General features: G+C 72.5%; 11 protein-coding genes and 1 pseudogene. 8 read left to right on the plus strand and 4 right to left on the minus strand.

The genetic code is table 11. The features are described from left to right. Window positions 1-16 precede the first annotated feature (16 nt). Window positions 17-1,777, minus strand: a complete 1,761-nt coding sequence (locus tag DMB38_RS04800; RefSeq protein ID WP_125934096.1) for a glycoside hydrolase domain-containing protein — start codon at window positions 1,775-1,777, stop codon at window positions 17-19. Window positions 1,778-1,959: 182 nt separating this feature from the next. Here DMB38_RS04800 and DMB38_RS04805 point away from each other — a divergent pair, with 182 nt between their 5' ends. From DMB38_RS04805 to DMB38_RS04815, 3 genes and pseudogenes are all read left to right on the plus strand, one after another. Then, entirely contained in the window at window positions 1,960-2,280 is a 321-nt protein-coding gene (locus DMB38_RS04805) for a hypothetical protein (protein ID WP_125934097.1), read from the plus strand. 3 nt (window positions 2,281-2,283) lie between these two features. Next, window positions 2,284-2,841, plus strand: a complete 558-nt coding sequence (locus DMB38_RS04810; RefSeq protein WP_125934098.1) for a hypothetical protein — start codon at window positions 2,284-2,286, stop codon at window positions 2,839-2,841. 19 nt (window positions 2,842-2,860) lie between these two features. Further along, window positions 2,861-3,892: pseudogene (locus tag DMB38_RS04815) on the plus strand (alpha/beta fold hydrolase). Between the two features lie 31 nt (window positions 3,893-3,923). On the opposite strand, the gene DMB38_RS04820 reads toward DMB38_RS04815, so the two are convergent. Further along, complete coding sequence (locus DMB38_RS04820) at window positions 3,924-4,553, minus strand: type III effector protein (protein WP_125934099.1); 630 nt, start codon at window positions 4,551-4,553, stop codon at window positions 3,924-3,926. Window positions 4,554-4,679: 126 nt separating this feature from the next. On the opposite strand from DMB38_RS04820, the gene DMB38_RS04825 reads away from it, so the two are divergent. Further along, window positions 4,680-5,105 (plus strand): Hsp20/alpha crystallin family protein, encoded by a 426-nt coding sequence (locus DMB38_RS04825; protein WP_125934100.1) that lies wholly within the window; start codon window positions 4,680-4,682, stop codon window positions 5,103-5,105. 231 nt (window positions 5,106-5,336) lie between these two features. Continuing rightward, complete coding sequence (locus DMB38_RS04830; protein WP_125934101.1) at window positions 5,337-5,786, plus strand: DUF2267 domain-containing protein; 450 nt, start codon at window positions 5,337-5,339, stop codon at window positions 5,784-5,786. 4 nt (window positions 5,787-5,790) lie between these two features. Here the strand turns inward: DMB38_RS04830 and DMB38_RS04835 are convergent, their stop codons facing one another. After that, on the minus strand, window positions 5,791-6,402 hold the full coding sequence (locus tag DMB38_RS04835; RefSeq protein WP_125934102.1) for a class I SAM-dependent methyltransferase: 612 nt from the start codon (window positions 6,400-6,402) through the stop codon (window positions 5,791-5,793). A gap of 73 nt (window positions 6,403-6,475) precedes the next feature. Here DMB38_RS04835 and DMB38_RS04840 point away from each other — a divergent pair, with 73 nt between their 5' ends. After that, complete coding sequence (locus DMB38_RS04840) at window positions 6,476-6,808, plus strand: DUF952 domain-containing protein (RefSeq protein ID WP_125934103.1); 333 nt, start codon at window positions 6,476-6,478, stop codon at window positions 6,806-6,808. Between the two features lie 130 nt (window positions 6,809-6,938). Next, window positions 6,939-10,865 (plus strand): serine/threonine-protein kinase, encoded by a 3,927-nt coding sequence (locus DMB38_RS37430; protein ID WP_164715925.1) that lies wholly within the window; start codon window positions 6,939-6,941, stop codon window positions 10,863-10,865. 94 nt (window positions 10,866-10,959) lie between these two features. On the opposite strand, the gene DMB38_RS04850 is transcribed toward DMB38_RS37430, so the two are convergent. After that, complete coding sequence (locus tag DMB38_RS04850) at window positions 10,960-11,919, minus strand: hypothetical protein (RefSeq protein ID WP_125934105.1); 960 nt, start codon at window positions 11,917-11,919, stop codon at window positions 10,960-10,962. A gap of 220 nt (window positions 11,920-12,139) precedes the next feature. On the opposite strand from DMB38_RS04850, the gene DMB38_RS04855 reads away from it, so the two are divergent. Then, window positions 12,140-14,575, plus strand: coding sequence for a hypothetical protein (locus DMB38_RS04855; protein WP_125934106.1), 2,436 nt, complete (start codon window positions 12,140-12,142; stop codon window positions 14,573-14,575). Window positions 14,576-14,582 lie beyond the last annotated feature (7 nt).

Below are 14,582 nucleotides of genomic sequence, written 5' to 3' on the forward strand. Positions count from 1 at the left end.
TCCGCGGAATCGCCGGTCACTTGCCTGCCTGCAGCGCGCCCCAGGTCGCGGGTCCCACGATGCCGTCCACGCCGAGCCCGCGGCTGGTCTGGTAGTCGCGTACGGCCGTCTGCGTGCCGGAGCCGAAGATGCCGTCGATGCCGACGGTGCGGCCGAGCGCGGCGGTCAGGGCGCGCTGGAGCCGGGTGACGGCGTCGCCGGTGGAGCCGTTCTGCAGGGTGGGCGTGGTGCCGCGGGCCAGCAGCGCGGTCCAGGTGCGGGGGCCGATGATGCCGTCCGCGGTGAGGCCCCTGGCGGTCTGGAACGCCTTCGTGGCGGTGACGGTGCCGGCGTCGAAGGTGCCGGTCGGGGTGGCGCCGCCGGGGTCGTGTCCCGCGGCCTCCAGGAGGCACTGGGCGGCGTCGACCAGGGCGCCCGTCGAGCCGGAGCGGATGGTTCCGTAGGCGTTGAAGCTCAGGTTGGCGGTGGTGCAGGTGACGGGCGGCGGGGTGCCCTTGCCGACGTCGAGGTAGTTGCGGTCGATGTGCAGGCGCTGGCCGCCGTACGTCTCGTAGACCTCGCCGACGTACTGGTGGATGCGCTGGTGACCGGCCCAGTAGGAGTCCGGGACGTACGATCCGGCGTCGGTGTCGGCGACGCCGTTCCACCACGCGAACCACAGGTGGTCCACGCGCAGGTAGCGGGCGTCGTCGTAGACGCTGGCCGCGTCGCGGATGCCGGAGGAGGCGCTGGAGTACAGGCCGGAGAGGTAGCCCTTGGCGTGCAGGCCCTCGGTCCAGCCGGAGACGTAGCTCATGACCGCGGCCTTGCAGGAGGCGGTGGAGGTGTAGCCCTCGATGTCGGAGTAGAGCGCGCTGCCGGCCGGGATGCCGAGGCTCTGGGCGGCGGTCACCGAGGCGTTGGCGGCGCTGACGCCCTGGGCGCGGGCGGTGACGGGGTCGGACGACATCTTGTTGGAGAAGTTGCTGCACGGCGCCTGGCGGCCGACGTCGATGGGGATGAGGTGCCAGCCCTTGTTCGTCTGGTTCGTCACCCAGCTCGCGGTGAGGTTGGGCTGCGCGCAGGCGCGGGTGGCGCCGGAGATGTAGACGCCCACGGCGCGGTACGGGGAGCCGGCGAGCCAGGCGTCCATCGCGGTCTGCGACGGCGCGGCGCAGGCGTCGAAGCCCTGGCCGCGGAAGTCGCCGGGCTGCGGCCCCGCGGCGGCCGTCGGCGCGGCGGCGCCCCCGGACGCGGCGCCGGCGGCGGGCAGTTCGGTGCGCTCCGCGGCGGCCGTCAGTTCGGCGCCGGCGAGGACGTCGCGTACCAGGTCCTCGGTCGCGGGGCCGTGCGCGGCGGTGACCAGGACGCCCGCGTCCTCGACGGCCACCTGGATCGCGCCGTCGCGGGACTTCGCCGCGGGCGCCGTCGCGCTGCCGCGCGGGGCGACGGCGGTGGCCGCGGTGGTCTGCCGCGCGGCCCCGGCGTCGATCGGCTCCACGACGAGACCGGCGGTACGGCCCTTGAGCCCGGGCGGGCAGGAACTCTGGTCGCCGGGCTCGCCGAGGTAGACGGCGGGGCGGTCGAAGCGGATGCACGCGCCCGGGTCGGCGGCGAGGTCGACGACCCGCCAGCCGGCCGGGACGGTGACCTCGTAACCGCGGTAGTCGACGGTTCTGCCGGTGTCGGGCGGGGGCGCGGCGGCGGCCGGGCCCGCGGCGGTGAGCCCGCCGAGGGTGACGAGGGCCGCCAGGCCGGCGAGCAGGGGGCGCCAGGACCCCGTACGGCTGGGTGACATCGCGAATCGCTCTCCTACTGCGGTGGGGGTTCCGGGGAACTCCGTGCGGGCTCCGGTCGCGGGACGGCACTGCGGCACGTGTCTACGCGACGACCGGAGCGCGGCGGTTGCGCGACGGTTGCGCGGCCGCTTCCCGCGGCGACTGCGGTGCCGGGCAGGGCGGTTGCCGTGGGGGCGACGCGGTGGACGAGGGCATCCCGGGAGACCGGTGGATCGGGTACGAGAACGACGACTGCGGGGTCATCAACGTGCCGGAGACGCTGCGCGCGCTGCGGCGGCTCGCCGACGGCAGGCACGGCTCGCTCTTCCTCGACAACGCCGAGGTGTACGAGGTGCACCCGCCGAAGAAGAAGAGCGACCCCGCGGTGCGGGTGAAGGTCCGCGGGTCCGGGGTGCCCAAGGGCGGCCAGGAGCTGACGGCCGACAAGTGCATCATCACCTGTGGCGTGTGGACCAACGACATCCTGAAGAATCTCGGCCTCGAACTCGACTACGAGGTCTAAGAGATGGTCTACGAATACTTCGCGACCGACCCCGATACGGTCCCGCCGGAGCAGTTCCCGAAAATGTGGGTCCAGTTCGCCACGGAGGACAAGGAGACCGGCCGGTCCAATCTGTTCTACGGCTTCCCCTCGGTTCCGTGGGGTCCGGACAACATGGTCAAGCTGGGCTGGGAGGACGCCACCATGAACCGGCTGACACTCAAGGAACTCACACAACGCCGCGCAGAAGGTCTTGGCCAGGTGGCGACCACGGTCGACATCGGGTACGCGTCACGCTTCGTCAAAGAGCACTGCGTGGGGATCGACCCGCAGCCCGCTTTCTCCGGGGTCTGTCTGCACGCCGCCTTCGACGACTACATGAGCGTCCTCGGGCGCCTCCCGCGTACGGCGGCGGGTGAGGATCCCGGCACGGCCGGCAAGCGCGCGTGGCGTGATCACTACGTGGTGTGTGCGGGCGGCTGGGCCGCCAAGTTCACGGCAGGGGCGCGGGCCGGTGGTGTCGGTAGGTACACCGCCGGCCGGGCGGGCAGGGCCATGGTGGGGCGTCCCGGCGGTTTCTAGCGTTGCCGGCATGGAAGAGATGGCTGACAACGGAGAACAGCTCGGCACCAGGCCCACGGGCGGTACGGACACGTCCGGCCGTCGCAGCCCCTCGCGGCGGTTCGCCCTGCGAGGGCTCGCGGCCTCGGCGGGCGGCGCGGCGCTCGCCGCGGGGGTGGGTACGGGGACCGCGCGAGCGGCCGGTGCCGGGCGGGGGCGCGACGGAGTGCGCACGTACGTCCTCGTCCACGGGACGCACAGCGCCGGCGCGTTCTGGACGGAGATCGGGCGGGAGCTGGCGCTGCGCGGGCACCGCGTCGTGGCCGTGGACCAGCCGCTGCACGGCACCGAGCGGTTCGTACCGGAGGCGTACCAGACGCAGGACCTGGCGGCTCTCGCGACGGAGCCCTCCCCGGTCGCCGCGCTGAGCCTGGACGACTTCGAGGCGCGTGTCACCGGCGCCGTACGCCGGGCCGCGCGCCTCGGCGGGCCCGTGGTGCTGGTCGGGCACAGCATGGGCGGCCTGTCGGTGAGCCGCGTCGGGGACGCCGTGCCCGAACTCCTCGACCACATCTGCTACATGGCCGCCTTCTGCCCGAGCAGCACCATGCCGTCGCTGGACGCCTGCGCGGCCTCACCCGAGGGGCAGGACGCCATCAGCCCGGTGGAGTAGGTCGTCGGCGATCCGGAGAAGCTGGGCGCACTGCGGCTGAACTGGCGCAGCGCGAACCCCCGTGACCTCGCGGTCTTCAAGGAGATGATCTGCGCGAACTACACGGACGGCGCGTTCCTGCGGGTGCTGGAGGGCATGCAGACGGACGAGTCGCTGACGGCGTACGCCGGGCGGGCGGTGGGACGCAGGCACACGTGGGGGCGGATTCCCCGCACGTATCTGCGGTTCGGCAAGGACAGGACCGTGGCCACCGCGCTCCAGGACCGCATGATCGCGGAGGCCGACGCCCTCACCCCGCACAACCCCTTCACGGTCCACGACTTCCCGGACGCCGGCCACCTCGGCCCGGCCGATCCCGCCCCCGTGACCGGCATCCTGCACGGGCTGCCGCTCCGCTGACCCGGCGGCGCGGCGGCCACCTCCGCACGCCTCAAGGCGGTGTGAGGTCGTCGAGTTGTGCGGTGAGGCCGGGGTGGCCGGTCAGGTGGGGGCGGGTGGCGGCGAGAGGGCGGACGAGTTCGGCGGGGTCGTCCTGGGCCAGCGCCGCGTGCAGCCGGCTGAGCGGGAGGCGGGCCGTGGCGGGCAGGTCGGTCAGGGCGGCGATCTGCCCGGCGATACGGCGCAGGTCGGCCGCGTGGTCGCGGGCCCACGCGGCGACGGTGCGTTCCGCGGCACGGCGTTCGCGGGTGGCCTGGACCCGCTGCTCACCGGTGGTGCCGGCGGGCCCGGGGCGGCCGCGGAGGTAGCGCCGCTCGGCGGCCTGGCGGCTGGCGACACCGAGCGGATGGGCCAGGTCGGCCCAGCTCGCCCCGGCGTCGCGGGCGGTTTCGATGAGGCCGGTCTCCCATCCGGCGAGCTGCTCGCGCACCTGCCGCAGCAGCACCAGGGAGGCGAGCGCCTGCTCCGGCCCGGGACCGGGCGCGTCAGGGGCGTCCGGGGACTCGCGCTGGGCGCCCCGCACGGCGTCGTCGATGGCATGCAGAGCTGCCGCGGCGGCGAGGAACGACGCCGGGCTCTGCGCGTTCGCGCTGGCCAGAGACGGCTTGTCGGCTGCGGTCACGGACACTCCTCTCCTCGTCATCAGATGGACGACACCATGTTTGTCATCCATTGGATGACATGGTACAACGGTGTCAGTGAGGCGCATTGGCAGCAACTGCCTGAACCTGCTGGAGGTGTTTTCACGATGTTGATGCGCACTGACCCCTTCCGTGAGCTGGACCGCCTGGCGCAGCAGCTCATGGGCCCGGGCACCTGGTCCCGCCCCTCGCCGATGCCGATGGACGCCTACCGCGACGGCGACGAGTATGTGGTGGCCTTCGACATCCCGGGCGTCACCGCGGACGCGATCGACATCGACGTCGAGCGGAACATGCTCACCGTCAGGGCCGAGCGGCGCCCGGCGGCGAAGTCCGGCGACGTGCAGATGGAGCTCTCCGAGCGGCCGCTGGGTGTCTTCTCCCGCCAGATCATGCTCGCCGACACCCTCGACACCGAGCACATCCAGGCCGACTACGACGCGGGCGTGCTCACCCTGCGCATCCCGATCGCGGAGCGCGCCAAGCCCCGCAAGATCACTATCGGCTCGGGCCGCAAGGAGATCCCCGGCTGATCACCGTCCGGAGAGGTGCGGAGGGCGGAACTCCCCGCCCTCCGCACCTCCCTGAGCAGTCCGCGGCCGGACGAGGGCGGCTCCCTGCTGCCGGCGCGGACCTCAGGGGCGCGCTCCTGCTCCTGCTCCCGCCGGCCAGGACCCGCCCTGCGGCCCTCCCGAGCCACGTGACCATCCCGCACGCCCGGTGCCAGAACACCGGCCACACGAAGAGAAAGGCGAATCACCCCAGTGATCTCCGACCGGCACGTACCGCCCCAGCGACCGTACGGGACGGCGTACGAGCAGATGCTGGAGAAGGTCCGCTACGAGGGCGCCTACCCCACCCGTGAGAGGGCCGACGAAGCCGTCCGCCTCGTTCTGGCCGGACTGGGGCGCCAGCTGACCGGCGAGGAACGTGTCGACCTGGCCGGCTGCCTGCCCGTGGAAGCAGCGCGCGTGCTGACCGCGCAGATCCCCGACGTCCAGCCGCTGACCGGCTGGGACTTCGTCGAGGACCTCGCCGCCGGCACCGGCGCTTCCCTGGCGACCACGCGCTGGGACGCCGGCTCCGTCTTCTCCGTCGTGGCCGCCTACGCGCGCCCCGACCTGATAACCCGCATCCTCCGTCAGCTCCCCGCCGGCTACGCCCTGTTGTTCGGCCGCGCCGAACTCGCACCGGCCGCGGCGGCGCACCGATGACGGCTCAGTGCACGGGTTTGTCCCAGGTCAGTGAGTACCGGCGCAGTATGTGCCGGCGGTATCGAACGCCGGGCAGCAGACGCCGGGCGGCGGCCCGCACCTGTCCGTAGCTCATCTGCGGGTCGGCGACCGGCATGCCCTGTGGTCCGTGGGCGCGACGGAGCGTCTTCGTGATCCGTACGATCGGGGCGGCCGCGATCAGCGCTGCCCATTCGGCCGCGGTCGCCTCGCGGGCGAGGCCGACGACCACCAGTGTTCCGCCGGGCCGCAGCAGGTCGCGCATGCGGACGAGGGCGGCGTCGAAGTCCATGTGGTGGATCGTGGTCACCGAGCAGACGAAGTCGTACTGCGCACAGGGGAGTTCGGCCGTGAGGAAGTCTCCCTCGACGAACGTGAGCTGCGGGTGGCCGGCGGCCGACTCCTGTGCGGCGGCGATCATGTCCGGCGACTTGTCGATCCCGGTGACGTGCTTCGCCCGCCCGGACAGTTTCCGGGCCAGCAGTCCGTCCCCGCAGCCGACGTCCAGGGCATCGCCGCAACCCTCGGGAACCGACCGCAGGATGCACGGGTGCCGGGCCACGTTGGTGTTCCAGTACGGATCTGCTGACCGGCGCATCGGATCATCGTAGAGCGAAGGGTGCGGCAGGCGGGCTCTGCCCCGACTGTGCCGCCGTCCCTACGATGGAGGGATGACGACGGAGCTGTGGCACATCACCGAGCGGGCGCGCTGGGAAGCCGCACGGCGGACCGGGGTGTACGAGCAGTCGACCCGCGGCCGCACCCTGGCCGAGGAGGGCTATATCCACTGCTCACTGCCGCACCAACTCGCGCCGGTGGCACAGGCGCTCTACGGCACGCGCCCGGAGGAGGACCCAGTGGTGCTGGTCATCGACGCCGGCCGGCTGTCCGCGCCGGTGCGTTTCGAGGCGGCGGAGCCCGGCGGCGAGGAGTTCCCGCACGTCTACGGCCCGATCCCCGCCGACGCGGTCGTCCGGGTGGATCCCTGGCCCGCCTCCCGGTAACCGGGCACGGCCCGCGGCGCCGGCGTCCCCCGCCGGGCTGATGGGTGTCTGAGCCGTTGGGAACCCAGCGGATCCCACACCCGCAACGGTCGCAGACGCAGCAGACGAGGAAGCATTGAGCCGGGAACTATTGACATCTGACGACCCGCAGCGCGTCGGCCCCTACTGGCTGGCCTCACGCCTCGGCGCCGGCGGTCAGGGGGTCGTCTACGAGGCGTACGACGGCGCCGGGGCACGCTGCGTCGTGAAGGTCCTGCGGACGGGGTCCGCAGCCGACGGCTTCGCCCGGTCCCGGTTCCGCAAGGAGGCTGCGGCAGCGCAGCGGGTGGACTCCTTCTGCACGGCCCGGGTGCTGGACGCCGACGCGGAAGCGGACCCGCCGTACCTCGTCAGCGAACTCATCAACGGGCGTGACCTGGAGACCGCGGTACGGGACGACGGTCCCGTCGGCGGGGACGCACTCGTACGCCTGGCCACCGGTATCGCCACGGCGCTGACCGCCATCCACGCGGCGTCCGTGGTGCACCGGGACCTGAAGCCGGCCAATGTGCTCCTCGGTCCGGACGGGCCCCGCGTCATCGACTTCGGGATCGCCCGTACGCAGGACATGTCGCTGACCGAGACCGGCAAGCTGATGGGCACGCCCGGCTACATGGCACCCGAGGTGCTGCGGGGCAGCAGGGCGGACGGGAAGAGCGACGTGTTCGCGTGGGGCGCCGTGGTGCTCTTCGCGGCTACCGGCCGGGCGCCGTTCCACGGCGAGAACCTCGGCGAGATCGTCTTCCGCGTCGCGGAGCTGGAGCCGGACCTGGGCCCGCTGCCGGAGCGGATACGCCCCCTCGTGGGCGCCGCGCTGTCCAAGGGCCCGACAGCCCGGCCGACGTCGTCGGAGCTGCTGCTGGGGCTGCTGACCGGAGGGCCGCAGGGCCAAGCGGAGCACCCGGCGGAGAGTCTGGCGCGGGGCCAGGCCCAGGCCACCGTGTCCGGGGCATCGGCACCCCAGGACCCGGGCATCCACGAGCCGGACACTCAGTACTGGCCCCCGGCACCGCAGACCGCGGCGACGGCGCTCCCAGCCGCGGAGTTGCTCGCCCGGGGCGCCCGCGCGGCAGCGTACCCGGCGGCCCCGGACGGCACCGGTGCCGCCGGCACCGGCGCACTGCCCGAGTGGGGCGCCGTGGCCGAGCGCGTCTTCACCGCGCTGGCGCCCGCCGTCCAGGCCGCCGCCGAGGAACTGTTCCTCCGGCTTGTCGTACCCGGCGACGCCCCGGACGGCTCCCAGGACGGGGTGCGCACCGCCTCGTACGCCGAACTGCTCGACGGCCGCCCCGCCCACGAGAAAGCCGCTCTCCAGCAGGCCCTGGACGCCTTCGCCGCCGCAGGCATCCTGATCCGCACCCCCGCCCCCGACACCACCACCCTTCCCCTCTCTGCCTCCGCCTCCGGCAACGCCACCCTCCCCCCGGCCCCGGCCGGCACCGACCTGGACCCGGACCTGGCCTCTGCCGTCGCCTCGGTCCGCCCGGTCGGCGCGGCACTCCACCGGGCATGGCCCCGGCTGCGGGCCCTCACCGCCGAGCACCGCGACGGCCTCCGCGTGCTGCGCAGGACGGGCGACGACGCCCGCGCCTGGGACCGGGCCGGGCGGAGCCCGGACCGCCTCCAGCACGGCGGCATCCTGCGCACCGCCCTGGACCAGGCCGCGACCGCCCCGGCCGCACTCCGCCCGAGCCACCTGGAACGGGCGTTCCTGGCGGCCTCCCGTGCCCACGAGTCCCGCAGGAAGCGCCAGCGCAACCGGCTGCGCGGCGGCATCGCCGTACTCCTGGCGCTGGCACTGACCGCCGGCGGCATCGCCTGGCAGCTCCAGCGGACCAACGCCGAACAACAGGCCCTCGCGACCGCCCGGAACGTGGCATCGGTCGCCGACGGCATGCGTGCCTCCGACCCTGAGACCGCCGCCCTGCTGAGCATCGCCGCATGGCGCATCGCCCCCGCAGAGGAGGCACGGGGTGCCCTGTACCAGTCGGCCTGGCAGCAGGAGACCGCCGTCTTCCAGGATCCGACGAAGTCACCGCAGGGCAGCACGGCGGACATGTTCCGCTCGCTCTCCGAGGACGGCCGCGTCCTCGTGACGGAGGTACGCGAGTCGGAGACCTGGGAACTGCACCGTTTCGATGCGCGTACGGGAAGACCGCTCCCCGCGGCGTCCGGGATCCGGATCGGCACACTGGCACCCGACGGCCGGTTCGCGACGGGGGGCGATGCGGTCCGGGACCTCGGCACCGGCAGGTCCGTCGGGAAAGTACCGGGTGCCGGTGTCCCCGGCGACCCCGGCGACAGGTTCGTCGACGCCCTCGCGTCCGGCGGCGAGCGGGCACTCACCAGCGGCATGGGCTCGCAGGACACCGGGTTCACCGTCATCGACACCCGCACCGGCGACCCGTTGCTCCAGGTCCCCGACGCACAGGACGCGAGCCTCACCCATGACGGGCGCTACCTCGTGTCCTGCCCCCAGGGGCGGGATCCGGTCCTGTACGACATCGGCTCCGGCGGCTCGCAGCCGCTGCGGGGCATGAAGGACGGTGCCAGATGCGGCGCGACGGCCATGGTGTCCTCCAGCGCGGACAGCAGCAGACTGGCGATCTTCACCGGCAGATATCTGTCCACATGGGACACCTCGACCGGGAAGCTGCTCTCCACCACCTGGTCGTCGCTGGCGGAGGAAGGCAAGGACGAGCCGACCGAGCGAACGATCATGCGCATGAGCCCGGACGGGAAGTTCGTGGCCGTCATGGGAAACGGTGCGATCGACGTCAGCGGGAGCGACGACCTGGGTGACACGCTGCTCCTGCACCCGGAGCAAAGCCTCGGGAGCCTGCTGGAGGGCGCCCTCCGGCCGCTCGCCATCGACTCCGAAGCACGCGCGCTGCGCTACCTCGACGGCAATGTGGTCCACACGCTGGACCTGAGCCTGCCGGACCTTCCCCGGCAGGCCACGAACGACGTCGGCCACTACGGCCCGAAAGCCGCAAGTCTCCTCACCCTCAACACCGTGAACGGGGCCTCCCGCATACGGACCTGGGCAGTGCCCGCCGGCACGGACGCCGCAGACCCCGCCGCACCCCCGGCAAGGGGGGCGGTGCCGAGGCAGACGCACGATTTCCCCACCGCGCCCTACGGACACCGGGGGGCAACCGGCGGGGAGACCATGCAGTCCGCACTCAGCCCCGACGGCACGACACTGGCCTACTCCGGCCCGGAACCACGAACCGGAAAGCCGTACCGCCTGGTCCTCCAGGACACACACTCCGGAAGAATCCGCCGTTCCGTCGTCCTGGACGCCCCGGACCGCGGGCCGGTCGCCGCGCTCGCGTTCAGCAAGGACGGCCGGACCCTCGCCGCGAGCAGAAACGCATCCGAGGACCACCCCGACTGGTCCACCGACATCATCGACACCGCAACGGGCCGCATATCCCGCACCCTCACCGACGTCGGCGGATCCGGAACGGCACTCGGCGGATCCGGCGACGACTTCGTCCTCGTCACGACATCGAGCGACAGGGTCGACCTGCGCACGGGCCGGGCCACGCGCAACGCCCTGGGAAACACCGACCTGTACGCCGTCACGTTCAGCCCCGACGGAAAGACCCTGGCCGTCAGCGACCCCACCGGCGTCGCCCTCTGGAATGCGGACGCCACCCAACGCCTGGGCCGCATGCCCGGCCGCGCGGTCACGCCCCTGCGGTTCTCACCGGACGGACACTCACTCGCCGGCGTCGAAGACTGGGAGCAGCTCCGGCTCTGGGACGTACCGTCCCGCCGACCGCTGGGCGCGGCCCTGCCAGGAAGCGGAGACATCCTCCACGACGTGGCCTTCGACGACCGGGGAAACCTCCACCTCGCCGGCCGGAACATCCGCTCGTACGCCATGCCCCTCGATCCGGACACCCTCACGACCAGGATCTGCACCCGCCTGAACCGCCCGAAGAACCTCACCCGAGCGGAATGGCGGCAGAACATCCCGGACACCCCCTACCGGAAGCTCTGCGACTGAGCCCGCTCTCACCCTGACCGGCCGGTCACGCCCCTGAGTTCCGCGGTCGGTGGGCACCCGGATGTATCGAGAAAGCCGACCGCCGTTCCAACACTCAGTACTTGATGTGCGCGGTGACAGCCCGGTGGTCCGAGTAGGCGCCGCCGGTCATCCCCTCGGTGAGGGTCGCGGCATTGCTGAACCCGCTACTGCCCCTGGCCAGGAGGAAGTCGATACGACGACTGCCGTTGGTGTCGTGGGCCGACGAGCAGTCCCTGGCCCCGCACAGTTCGGCGATCGGGTCGCGGAAGCCGTACGAACGGGCCTGGTTCCACCAGTTCTTCTTGCCGGGGGTGGTGTTCATGTCCCCGGCGACGATCCGCAGTGAGCCGCCGAGGCGGTTGACGGCATCGTCGGCCTCGTTGATGTTCTCGGCCGCGCACTCCGGGCCGTGCCACGTGTTGGTCGGCCAGTGGATCGAGGCCATTGTGACGTCCTTGTCGGCGACGTTGTCGTGCAACCGGACCGCGATGTTGTGCACGCGGTCCTGACTCGACCTCGTCGGGGTGAGGTTGCGGCAGGGGCCGGTGCCCGCGTCGTAGTCGGACGGAGCGTCGGAGCGCCAGCGGGTCTCGTCCTCGAACGTCAGCCGGTCGGAGCGGTAGATGACCGCGTTGGTCTGCTGGTTCTTCAGCTTCCCGCAGGGGCTGGTATAGCCCATGGAACCGGGGCTTGCGAGGGCGATCCGGCCGGCGTACGTCCCGGGCAGTTCGTCGCTCAGGCGCCGGGTGAAGGCGGCCAGCTGATTCGAGTGGGAGATCTGCTGGACGGTGAAGATGTCGGGGCTCAGCGGACGGCTTTTCAGGTAGCTGATGAACCGGTCGTAGTCCTGGCCGTTGGCGCAGGACGGCGGCACCAGGTTCTCGATGTTGTTGTTGTAGACCACCAGTTCGCGGGGCGAGGGGTTGACGGTGCCGGCCTCGGCTGACTGAACCGGGCCGAGCGCCACGGTGATGCCACCGGCCGCCAGCGCTGCGAAGGTGCCGCGGATCACGTTGCGGCAGCGGACTAACATTCCCTTTTCCTCCGTGGGGGGTGGGGATGAGATCACCGATCTCCGGAAAGCAGCAGTGTGACCACCCCGGGCCCGGCATGAAAAGACCCTCGCCGAGTCCGCCCCGTCAACCATCGCCGGGCTTGCGGCGCGGATCGTGCTCCTCAAGGAGCCGTATGCTCGCGGCGGCCAGAGCCGACCCGACAGTGGCTCGTGCGGCACCAGCAGGCAGGAACCACGTATGACCCCGTTCGACAAGCTCAGAGTCCGGCTCGCCCGCATCGTGCGGCGGGTCGGACAGGCCGCGCCGCCGCGGGACGCCGTCGTCCTGCGGTGGCTCGCCTTCGTGGTCGCGGCGCTCGCCACCGCGGTGCTGGTCATCGCGGGTACGGCCCGCTCCACCGTCGCCGACGCGGGCTTCTACCGGGCCGCGCTCGACCGGGAGCACGCCTACGACCGGCTCTACGACCAGGTGCTCGTCGACCCCGAGGCATCGGGCGTCACCCGCGACCTGCTCGCCCGGCTGCCCGTACCCGAGTCCGTCGTCACCTCGAACCTCAAGACCGTCCTGCCGCCGACCACCGCGCGGGCCCTGGCCGATGGCGTCATCGGAGACGCGGTGGCGTATCTGCGCGGGGATGGGGACGAGCTGACGCTGGAGGTCGACCTGCGGCCGGTGCTCGACAACCTGGGCGCGGTGGGCAACGTCCACTTCGCCGACGTCGTCGCGAACCTCCAGGACAAGCCCGCCCCCGACTACGCCGCCTTCCAGTCCGACCTGGGCGAGGCCGTGAGCCGGATCGCGGGTGGCGAACGCCCTGAGGGCCTGCCGACCCTGGACCTCACCGAGGAGCAGGTGAGGACCGCCACCGACACGGTGCTGCGGGCCGTACCCGCGGGCGAGCGGGCGGAGTTGCGCCCGCGGCTGCTTACCGCACTGCGCAGCGGTGACCTGGCCACGGCCCTCGCTGAGGTCGGACCCGCACTTTTCGCCGGGCGGGAGTACCGGGCCGCGTGGGCGTTGCGGAACACGGCGGACGGGGTGTCGTGGGACCTGGCCTCGGAGTTCGGCTCCGGCGACGGCGACGAGCTGGGCCCGGCGCGGGAGGCCCGCGCCTTCACCAAGCTGGGCCTCGGCTGGGTGCAGACCGGCGCGATCCTGCTGGGGCTGGCCTCGCTGGGCGTGCTGTGGCGGTACGGGCCACGCGCCCCGGGCCGCCGGCTGGTGCGCATCGGCGGGGCACTGGCATGCGGCGGGGCGCTGACCTTTGTGCCGGCGCTGGTGGTGCGCGGGATGGTCGGCGGCAGCATCGCCGCCGCGCCGGGAAACTGGCCGGACTCCGCCGCCCGGCTCCTCGACGACGTACAGCGCACGGCCCTCGACCGGCTCTACACGGTCGCCCTGACGACCGCGGCGGTACCGCTGACAGCGGGAGTGCTGCTGGCCGCCGGCGGCTGGCTGTGGCACCGCAGAGCGACCGCTATCGCCGCCGCGCGGGCCGCAGCGGCCGAACGGGACGCCGGAACCCCGGAGGGCGCCGGGGCGGAGAGCGGGAAGAGCGCGACCGCCGGGTCCGCGGCCGGGGAGCGCGAGACGCCGCGGACCGGGGAGCCGGAGACCGGCGAACCGGGCGCGGAGCAGCCGGAACCGGGGGAACCCGGCGGGCCCGTACCGGCTCCGCCGATGCCGCCGCGCTACCGCTGGGGCGCGGTCGGCGTCGTCGCCGCCGCGCTGGCCGGCGCCGTCTTCGTCCCCAGCGCCTTCGGCGGCGAATCCGACCGCCGCTGCAACGGACGCGAGGAACTGTGCGAGCTGCGCTACGACGAAGTGGCCCAGCTCGCCTCGCACAACGCGATGGCCACCTCCCAGGACCGCTTCATCGCCCCGCTGCAGGACCCGTCGATCACCGGCCAGCTCAACGGGGGCGTCCGCGCCCTGCTCATCGACACCCACCGCTGGGAGACCCCGCCGGAGATCACCGAACGGCTCGTCGACTCTGACTTCACCCCGACCATGCAACGGCAGATCCGCTCCGTCCTCAACACCGTCGACCCGCCCCGCAAAGGCACCTGGCTCTGCCACGCCGTCTGCCGCGGCGGCGCTCTCCCGCTGGTCCCGGAGCTGGAGAACATCGGCGACTGGCTGGAGCAGAACCCTTCCGACATCGTCACGCTGGTGATCCAGGACGGCATCAGCGGCACCGACACCGCCGCCGCGATGCGCAAGGCGGGACTGGAGGACGTGGTCTTCACACCCGACGACGACCCGGACAAGCCCTGGCCCACGCTCGGGGAGATGATCGACGCGGACCGCCGCCTGGTGGTGTTCGCGGAGAAGGCCGACGGCCCCGCGCCCTGGTACCGCAACTTCTACCGCTACGGCATGGAGACCCCGTTCTCCTTCCGCACTCCGGCCGAGATGACGTGCGAGCCGTACCGCGGCGGCGAGGACAAGCGGCTCTTCCTCATGAACCATTTCGTCACCAACAGCGGCGGCAGCCGCCTGGACGCCGGCCACATCAACACCCGCGACTACGTCCTCGACCGCGCCCGCGCGTGCGAACGGACCCGCGGCCGGCCGGTGAACCTGGTCGCCGTCGACTACGCCAACATCGGCGACGCACGCGGCGCCGTGAACGCCCTCAACGACGAACACATCGCCCGCCACGAGGACTAGGCCCGGC

This window comes from Streptomyces sp. WAC 06738, assembly GCF_003945505.1.
Classification (GTDB): Bacteria; Actinomycetota; Actinomycetes; order Streptomycetales; family Streptomycetaceae; genus Streptomyces.

What these genes read in the sequence shown, in the direction of transcription:
- DMB38_RS04835 (WP_125934102.1), bottom strand. Translation starts at nt 6,402, where the DNA reads ATGCGCCGGTCAGCAGATCCGTACTGGAACACCAACGTGGCCCGGCAC.
- DMB38_RS04840 (WP_125934103.1), top strand. Translation starts at nt 6,476, where the DNA reads ATGACGACGGAGCTGTGGCACATCACCGAGCGGGCGCGCTGGGAAGCC.
- DMB38_RS04810 (WP_125934098.1), top strand. Translation starts at nt 2,284, where the DNA reads ATGGTCTACGAATACTTCGCGACCGACCCCGATACGGTCCCGCCGGAG.
- DMB38_RS04850 (WP_125934105.1), bottom strand. Translation starts at nt 11,919, where the DNA reads ATGTTAGTCCGCTGCCGCAACGTGATCCGCGGCACCTTCGCAGCGCTG.
- DMB38_RS04855 (WP_125934106.1), top strand. Translation starts at nt 12,140, where the DNA reads ATGACCCCGTTCGACAAGCTCAGAGTCCGGCTCGCCCGCATCGTGCGG.
- DMB38_RS04825 (WP_125934100.1), top strand. Translation starts at nt 4,680, where the DNA reads ATGTTGATGCGCACTGACCCCTTCCGTGAGCTGGACCGCCTGGCGCAG.
- DMB38_RS04800 (WP_125934096.1), bottom strand. Translation starts at nt 1,777, where the DNA reads ATGTCACCCAGCCGTACGGGGTCCTGGCGCCCCCTGCTCGCCGGCCTG.